Origin of the sequence: Devosia insulae DS-56 (genome assembly GCF_000970465.2) — a bacterium.
Classification (GTDB): Bacteria; Pseudomonadota; Alphaproteobacteria; order Rhizobiales; family Devosiaceae; genus Devosia_A; species Devosia_A insulae.
In genome coordinates this window covers 1-5,553 of the sequence record NZ_LAJE02000020.1, presented here as the reverse complement: position 1 = coordinate 5,553, position 5,553 = coordinate 1, and the positions used below count along the sequence as shown (strand labels likewise).

The 5,553-nt window shown below is 69.3% G+C and carries 5 protein-coding genes; 2 read left to right on the top strand and 3 right to left on the bottom strand.

Translation table 11 applies throughout. The features are described from left to right. The first annotated feature begins 120 nt into the window (after positions 1 to 120). Both VW23_RS00700 and VW23_RS00695 read left to right on the top strand, forming a co-directional pair. Positions 121 to 1,110, top strand: coding sequence for an XdhC family protein (locus VW23_RS00700; RefSeq protein ID WP_069907684.1), 990 nt, complete (start codon positions 121 to 123; stop codon positions 1,108 to 1,110). Beyond that, positions 1,103 to 1,666 (top strand): nucleotidyltransferase family protein, encoded by a 564-nt coding sequence (locus VW23_RS00695; RefSeq protein WP_176730292.1) that lies wholly within the window; start codon positions 1,103 to 1,105, stop codon positions 1,664 to 1,666. The genes VW23_RS00700 and VW23_RS00695 overlap by 8 nt, the downstream gene beginning before the upstream one ends. Positions 1,667 to 1,845: 179 nt before the next feature. On the opposite strand, the gene VW23_RS00690 is transcribed toward VW23_RS00695, so the two are convergent. Genes VW23_RS00690 through VW23_RS00680 form a run of 3 tightly spaced genes read right to left on the bottom strand, consistent with a single transcriptional unit; the run spans position 1,846 to position 5,461 of the window. Next, positions 1,846 to 3,966: a xanthine dehydrogenase family protein molybdopterin-binding subunit gene (locus VW23_RS00690; RefSeq protein ID WP_069907682.1), complete on the bottom strand. Its 2,121-nt coding sequence runs from the start codon at positions 3,964 to 3,966 to the stop codon at positions 1,846 to 1,848. Next, positions 3,963 to 4,916: an FAD binding domain-containing protein gene (locus VW23_RS00685; protein ID WP_069907681.1), complete on the bottom strand. Its 954-nt coding sequence runs from the start codon at positions 4,914 to 4,916 to the stop codon at positions 3,963 to 3,965. Before VW23_RS00685 ends, VW23_RS00690 begins: the two co-directional genes overlap by 4 nt. Next, positions 4,913 to 5,461 carry a 2Fe-2S iron-sulfur cluster-binding protein gene (locus VW23_RS00680; protein WP_069907680.1) on the bottom strand — a complete coding sequence of 183 codons (549 nt, stop codon included), beginning with the start codon at positions 5,459 to 5,461 and terminating at the stop codon, positions 4,913 to 4,915. The genes VW23_RS00685 and VW23_RS00680 overlap by 4 nt, the downstream gene beginning before the upstream one ends. Positions 5,462 to 5,553: the final 92 nt, after the last annotated feature.

Here is a 5,553-nt window from a genome sequence, read left to right as displayed (position 1 = left end):
GCTTCGCTGGTCCCCCTCCCCCGCCACGCGGGGGAGGATCATGGAGAAGCCCGCGCTCATGCAGTGCGCTTCAGCCGCAGATGTTCTACTCTCCACCGAAACGCTTTTGGAGGAGCGCGCATGCTGGCCAAAGCCGAGCTGGTCGACGATCTCGCGCCCGCGGCCTTTGCGGGGATGGATCGCGAACTGGCGCCGTTCGTGTTCCTGGCGCGCGCCCGGGCGCTCGGCATACCGGGCGCCCTCGTCACGCTTTCGGCCATCGATGGCGGCGCGCCCAAGGCGCTTGGCACCCACATGGCGGTGCTGGCGGATGGCCGGCATCTCGGCCATGTCTCGGGCGGCTGCGTCGAGCCCGCCATCGCCGCCGAGTTCGCGCCGCTGATTGGGACCGGTAAGGACCAGACCTTCCGCTTCGGTCGCGGTTCGCGCTTCATCGATATCCGCTTTCCCTGCGGCGGCGGCGTCGACCTGATGCTGCACGTCGAACCGAGGGCCGAACTGCTGGCTGAAGCCATCGCCCGCTTCGAGCGGCGCGAGGCCTTCGCCATCGCCTTCGACCCCGCCCATTCGGCCGCCACGATTACCGACAGCCCGGCACCGACAGGCTGGCACGACGGCGTGTTCGTCCGCCGCTATCAGCCGCGCACCCGGCTGCTGCTGGTCGGTCGCGGCCCCGAATTCGAGGTGATGGCCCGCGTCAGCGCCGCCGCCGAGTTCGATCTGCGGCTCGCCACCCCCGACGAAAGCTCGGCCCATGCCCTCGCCGCGCTCAATGTGCCGATCGAAATCCTCACCACCCCGACACAGGTCTTCGAACTGCCGATCGACCCCTGGACGGCGACGGTGCTGTTGTTCCACGAGCACGAATGGGAAAACGCCATCCTCGCCCGCGCTGCGGTCGCTGACGGCTTTTATGTCGGGGCGCTGGGCAGCGTCAAAACCCACGGGTTGCGCCGTGCCCGACTGGCCGCCATGGGGCTGCCGCCTAAAGCCATCGACCGCATCCACGGCCCGATCGGGCTGATTGATCGGGCCCGTGACCCCGGCATGCTGGCGCTCTCCGTCCTCGCCCAGATCTCAGCCACCCGCGCCCAGCTTGACCGTGCCTGAGCCCATCGCGGCGATCGTTCTCGCGGCCGGCCTCTCGACCCGCTTCGGCGGCGACAAGCTGCTCTATCCCTATGCCGGCAAGCCGCTGGCCGCCCACATCGCCGATACGCTGGTGGGCATGCCCCTGACCTGGCGCATCGCCATCGTCCCGCCCGCGCCGTCACCGCGCGGAAACGTCTTCGCCGAACGCGGCTTCGAACTGGTCGAGAACCCCGACCCCGCCCAAGGCATGGGCGCCTCCCTGGCGCTCGGCGCGCGACGCGCCACCGAACTCGGCGCCGCCGCGCTGCTGGTGTGCCTCGCCGACATGCCCAACATCACAGCCGCCCACCTCGCGCAGCTGATCGATGCGGCCGGTGACATTGACGCTGTCGCCACCGGCTTCGACACCGCGCGCGGGCCGCCGGCAGTGTTTGCACGACGGCTGTTCCCCGAACTCGCGGCAATCTCGGGCGACCACGGCGCCAAGCACCTGCTTGCCGGTGCCAGGCTCATTGCAGCGCCCCCGGGCCTGGCGCGCGACTTCGACAAGCCCACCGATTTCGACCAACCATAGGCACCGGTGCGCTTGGCGCCCCTCACCCCGCGGTAAGGCCTCCAGCCTTACCGCCGCCCTCTCCCCAAAGGGGCGAGGGGGCGTTGTGGCACTGCCGGCGCAAAGTGCGTCCCCTCGCCCCTCTGGGGAGAGGGCCGGGGTGAGGGGCGCCAAGCACACAGACCCCGACGTCGACGCCCCTATCCCGGCAACCCCGGCAACAGCTTCGCCAGCGTGATCGGAAAGTCCCGCACCCGCACGCCCGTGGCATTGTACACCGCGTTCGCCACCGACCCGCCGGTGCCGCCGGCACCGAGCTCGCCAATCCCCTTCACCCCCAAATGGTTGGCCTTGTCGTCGAAATCCTCGAGCATGATGGCGTCGATCGCTGGGATGTCGGCGTGGGTCGGGATCAGGTACTCGGCGAAGTCGCCGTTGACCCAGTGGCCGTGGCGCGGGTCGAGCGCCCCGGCTTCCTGGAGCGCAGCGCTTACCCCCCAGATCATCCCGCCGATCAGCTGCGAGCGCGCCGTCTTGGCGTTGAGGATGCGGCCGGCCGCGAACACGCCAAGCATCCGCCTCAGCCGCACTTCGCCGGTATCGATATCGACCCCGACCTCGGCGAACGACGCGCCATAGGTATATTGCGCGTGAGTGCGGTAATTTGGATCGTCCTTGTTATCGAGCGTCTTACCGGTCTCTTCGATGCCATCGGGGAAGTGCCGGCGCACTTCGGCAAAGATGTCGTTGTAGCCCGTCCCTGCCACCACCGCGATCCGCGCCCGAAGCGCCGCAGCGGCCCGGTCGGCGGCGACGGTAGTGTTCGCGGCGCCCCATGAGCCGCCCGCGCCATTGCCCTTCGGGTGCTTGGTATGCGCCAGCTCCACCTTGATCTGACTGATCGGCACGCCCAGCGCTTCCGCCACCACCTGCGCCACGATGGTGTAGGTGCCGGTGCCGATATCGGTCATGTCGGAGCGGACGATCACCCAACCGTCCGGCTCGATCCGCACCATCACCTCGGCCGACGTCTGGTAGTGCCCGCGCATCGACGAGGCGACGCCGTAGCCGACCAGCCAGCGCCCATCGCGGCGGCTCGCCGGGCGGGTCGGCCGATCGCGCCAGCCGAACTGTTCCGCCCCCTCACGCAGGCAATCGGCCAGCCGTCGCCCGCTCAATGGCAGCCGCTTGTCGGGGTCGATCTGCGTGTCGTTCCTGAGCCGCAACTCGACCGGATCGATGCCGAGCTTTTCGGCCAGCTCGTCCATCGTCGATTCCAGCACCATCAGCCCCGGCAGCTCGCCCGGGCCGCGCACCGGCTCGCCGGGCTGCACGTCGAGGGCCTGGTGCGCCTGCCGGGTCAGCCGGTTGGGCGAGGCATAGAGGGCTTTGCCCACCGATGAGACGCCTTCGTCCCAGGCGTCGTCGGTACGCACCTGGATCAGCGCATCATGGCCGAGCGCGGTGAGCTGCCCGTCCGGCGTCGCCGCCAGCCGCACGCGGCTGATCGAGGCCGGGCGGTGCCCGACCAGCGTGAAGATCTGCCGCCGGGTCAGCATCAGCTTCACTGGCTGGCCCAGCGCCATGGTCGCCAGCGAGGCCAGCACCGCCTCGCAATGCAGCACGATCTTCGAGCCGAAACCGCCGCCGACGTAAGCGCTGTCGATGCTGATGGCGCTGGGGTCGAGCCGCAAGGTCTTGCCGAGCCCGGTGGTCAACTGGTTCACCATCTGGGCGGTGAGATAGAGGTGGAGGTGCCCGTCGCGCCAGTCGGCGATACAGGCATGGAGCTCCATCGGCTGCGAGAAATGGTAGGGCGTGCTGTAGGTCTCCTCGACCGTCACCGGCCCCTCGCGCATCGCCTGGTCGATATCGCCTGCCCGCGACGGGCGCCGCCAGTTGAGGTCCGGCCCGAACCCGCCGAGCGCGAACGCTCCGGCTTCGAGCTCGTATTCGACCGTGATCAGCCCAGCCGCCGCCCGCGCCTCCTCGAAGCTCTCGGCCACCACGAAAGCGATCGGCATGCCGTAATAGTTGATCCGGTCGCCGGCGAGCTCGGGCCGCGTCCGGTCCATCATGTCGCCTTCGATGCCCTCGGCCGGCCCCTGCTCGGGCGCATTCTCATGCGTCCATACCAGCCGCACGCCCGGCGCCGCCTCGGCCGCTGCGATGTCGATCCGCGCCACTCGGCCCTTGCCGATGCCGGCGCCGAGAATGTAGCCGTGGAGCGTCGGCCCGGCGTCCTGCCGTTCGGCCGAATAGGCGGCCCGCCCGGTGACCTTGATCGGCCCGTCGGTACGGCTGATCCCCTGGCCGATCATGACCGGACCTCCGTCGCCTGCGCCAACGTCGCCTTGAGCGTCCGCCGTGCCAAGGGCAGTTTGTAGGCATTGTCTTCGGTCGGCGTCGCGCCAGCGAGCGCCAGGTCCGCCGCGAGATCGGCTTCGGCTCCCTCCTCCGCCGCCTCGACGCGCCAGGGTTTTGCCGCCAGCCCGCCAAAGGCCAGCCGCACGATCTGCCCCTCACGCGCCACCAGCGCCACCGTGAGGTTGGCGAAGGCATAGGAGGCGCGCTCCCGCACCTTGCGGTAAAGCTGCACCCCGCCAAGCGGCGCGGGCAGCGTCACCGCGGTGATCAGCTCGCCCGGCTCGAGCGCCGTCTCGATATCGGGCCGGTCGCCCGGCAGCCGGTGGAACGCGGCGATCGGAATCGAGCGTGTCCGCCCGCCCGCGCCGACGGTCTCGACCGTCGCATCGAGCGCCCGAAGCGCCACGCACATGTCCGAGGGGTGGGTGGCGATGCAGGCATCGCTCACCCCGAGCACCGCGAGGTTGTGCGTCAGGCCGCCGATGGCGGCGCAGCCCGAACCGGGGCGCCGCTTATTGCAGGGCATGTCGGTATTGTAGAAATACGGGCATCTTGTGCGCTGCATCAGGTTGCCCGCCGTCGTCGCCTTGTTGCGCAGCTGCCCCGAGGCGCCCGACACCAGCGCCCGCGCCAGCACCGCATAATCGCGCCGCACCCGCCGGTCCGCCGCGAGGTCGGCATTGCGCACCAGCGCCCCGATCCGCAGGCCGCCCTCCGCCATCGGCTCGATCATATCGAGCCCCAGCCGGTTGACGTCGATCAGGTGCGCCGGCGCTTCGATCCCAAGCTTCATCAGGTCGAGGAGGTTCGTGCCGCCGGCAATGAACCGCGCCCCCGGTTGCGCCGCCGCGGCCTCCACCGCCTCGCCCGGGCTCGTCACCCGCTCGTAGCTGAACGGCTTCATGCGCCCTCTCCCAGGTAATCGCGGATCGCCGCCATGATGTTGGGGTAAGCGGCGCAGCGGCAGAGATTGCCGCTCATCCGCTCGCGGATTTCTGCGTCGCTCAACGGGATCGGCGCTTCGAGATCGCCGGTCACGTGGCTCGGCACCCCGGCCCGGATCTCCTCGATCACCGCGAGCGACGAGAGGATCTGCCCCGGCGTGCAATAGCCGCACTGGAAGCCATCATGCGTTACGAAAGCCGCCTGCATCGGGTGCAGCGCCTCGGGCGTTCCCAGCCCTTCGATGGTCGAAATCTCGTCGCCCTCATGCATCACTGCGAGGCTGAGGCAGCTGTTGATCCGCCGCCCGTTCACCAGCACGGTGCAGGCGCCGCACTGCCCCTGGTCGCAACCCTTCTTGGTACCGGTGAGCAGCAAATGCTCGCGCAGCGCGTCGAGCAGCGTCACCCGTGGATCGAGCGTAAGCGTGCGGACTTCGCCGTTGACGCTCAGCGTCACCGGCAGCCGGGGCGTGGCAGTCATGGATTCCCCCCTCGAGAAAAGCAGGGGTGAGCGTAGAGCGGTTTTGGGAAAAAGCCAGTGCTCGTGGAGACTCTCTGTAGTGCGCTGATAGGCTGGTGCGCACAGAGTACCCCCAC

Coding starts and splice junctions, on each gene's coding strand:
- VW23_RS00700 (WP_069907684.1), top strand. CDS start 121: ATGCTGGCCAAAGCCGAGCTGGTCGACGATCTCGCGCCCGCGGCCTTT.
- VW23_RS00690 (WP_069907682.1), bottom strand. CDS start 3,966: ATGATCGGCCAGGGGATCAGCCGTACCGACGGGCCGATCAAGGTCACC.
- VW23_RS00685 (WP_069907681.1), bottom strand. CDS start 4,916: ATGAAGCCGTTCAGCTACGAGCGGGTGACGAGCCCGGGCGAGGCGGTG.